Raw genomic sequence first — 2,324 nt, 5'->3', positions numbered from 1 at the left:
GTCAGCTCAAGATAACGGTTCAGGCAACGGTTGGCCCAGCGATATTGGCCTTTCACTTCAAGATCCATGAGAAGGAACGCCAGGTCACAAATAGTGTCTATCCAGCGGAACTGCAGATTAAACTCAATGCAATCAAACAGGCGAAGCTGGCCATGATAGAGAGCGATGTTGCCCAGATGCAGATCACCGTGACACTCACGGGTGTAGCCTTCCAGTTTACGGCGCTTAATCGTAGAGGTGAGTTTACGAAACTCTTGCGCCGTTCGCTGTGATAGAAACTGCAGCTGTTGCCAGTCGCTGGCATTCAGTTCGCGTTCGCTGACATGCTGGTAGTTATCTGAGACTGCTTCCCAGATAGTATCGGTCTCGCCCCAAGGGCTATTCTGAGCAACACGTGGAGTACGTGTATGAAAATGAGCAATCTGATCGGCCAGCATATCGATCCAGGCTGGTTCAAATTTTTGTCGATCAAGGATAAGATCCAGCCGTAGTTCAGGATCAAACTGATGCATTCGCACCGCATATTCGAAAGGCTTGGTGTCGGATTTTACGTCTGTGAGTTGTGATGCTTCAATTAATTGTGGATTTTCAGGAGAACCAACGATAGCGATTAGCGTATCATAGATATCCGGAGCCAGACGCTGGTTTAAACGTAACTCTTCTTCGCAATAATAACGGCGTTGTTTGAGTGTTGTAAAATTCAGGAAGCCAAAATCGACAGGCTTTTTTATTTTATAGGCATAATCGCCCGTTAATAAAAGCCAGGAGATATGTGTTTCGATAACACGTATCGGCGCTTCTACCGGATGTGGATAAAATGTTGGAGAGGTAAGCGCTGTAATCAATTCTGGTTGCATGTAACCTTCGGCATCGTCTAAAAAGTTAAGGAATTATACTGGCTTGATGAACAAAAAGAGAACACCAGCAAAAAAAACGCCGAGAAAAAGTAAATCTAAGGCTCAGCCTAAGAAAAGTATATGGCGCTCGATCCGCTCATTTCTGCTAAAGCTGACGCTGTTAGGCGTCGTGATTGGCGGTATCGGCTTGATATATATGGACGCCCAAATTCGCCAACAATTTGAAGGGAAGCGCTGGGCGTTGCCTGCAAAAGTGTTTGCGCGGCCGTTAGAACTGTATTCCGGGGTGCCTGTCACTCCACAAGATTTAAAAGTCGAGCTGTCAGGGTTGGGTTATCAACTGGTATCGCGCGCCACGCAACCCGGGCAGGCTGAGATAGCCAGTCGAAGTGTCCGTGTGATCACACGAGGGTTTGATTTCCCGGATGGAGCGGAATCATCGAAAAACCTGCTGTTAGAGTTTAATGCCAGTGGTGTGTCGCGTATCAGGAATGATAAAGGGCAGAGTGTTAACCTGGCGCGCCTCGAGCCGGTGTTGATCGGCGGTATTTATCCGCAGAATAATGAAGATCGCGATCTAATCCGGCTGGAAGATGCGCCTGCAGGTCTGAAGGAGGCGCTGATTGCCATTGAGGATCAGAGCTATTACGAGCATTTTGGTGTGTCTCCTAAAGGTATCGCGCGGGCCATGTGGGTCAATATCCGTGTCGGCCGCTTTGTTCAGGGCGGCAGTACACTGACTCAGCAGCTGATAAAAAACTTTTATCTGACATCAGAGCGGACGTTGGCGCGTAAGTTGATGGAAATCCCAATGGCTGTGTTGCTGAACCTGCATTACAGCAAGGATGAGATTTTAGAAGCCTATTTGAACGAAGTTTATTTAGGACAAGAAGGTTCGCGAGCCATTCATGGTGTTGGTCTGGCGGCGCAGTACTACTTCTCCCAGCCGCTGCAAGAATTACAGCTTCATCAGGTTGCGCTGTTGGCAGGGCTGGTGAAAGGGCCTTCTTTCTATGATCCGCGTCGCAATCCCGAGCGCGCTAAGCAACGTCGTGATCTGGTCTTACGGGTGATGCGTGATCAGGGCGATATTTCAGAAGATATCTATCAGGAAACCATTAAAAAGCCGTTGGGCGTGGTTAAGCAGAAGAGTTTACTCAAAGGCGCCTATCCCGCTTATCTGGATCTGGTTAAACGACAATTACGTGAAAGCTATCATGAAGAAGACCTTCGCAGCGAAGGCTTACGCGTTTATACCAGTTTGAACCCTATCGTACAGGCTAACGCCGAAACGGCTCTGGTATCAACGATTAACGGCCTTGAAAAACGTTATGGAAAGCGTGCCACCGATCTGGAAGGCAGCATGGTGGTTACCGATCCGCAGACCGGTGAAGTGCTGAGTATTATTGGCGGAAAAAGTACTCGTTATGAGGGTTTTAACCGCGCGTTGGATTCAGTAAGGCCGAT

2 protein-coding genes are annotated in these 2,324 nt (G+C 48.4%); one reads left to right on the top strand and one right to left on the bottom strand.

Going from position 1 to position 2,324, the window contains the following annotated elements:
- On the bottom strand, positions 1 to 857 hold an 857-nt coding region (locus tag ABY436_RS19955; RefSeq protein WP_372740672.1), incomplete at its 3' end, for a phosphotransferase.
- A 46-nt stretch (positions 858 to 903) separates the two neighbouring features.
- Between ABY436_RS19955 and ABY436_RS19950 the strand changes: the two genes are divergently transcribed.
- Positions 904 to 2,324: transglycosylase domain-containing protein (locus ABY436_RS19950; RefSeq protein ID WP_372740671.1), on the top strand; the 1,421-nt coding region annotated here is incomplete at its 3' end.

The sequence above is a fragment of the Neptunomonas sp. genome (genome assembly GCF_041601355.1).
Lineage (GTDB): Bacteria > Pseudomonadota > Gammaproteobacteria > Pseudomonadales > Balneatricaceae > Neptunomonas.
The sequence above is the reverse complement of the archived record's forward strand: the minus strand, read 5'-3'. Positions and strand labels throughout refer to the sequence as shown.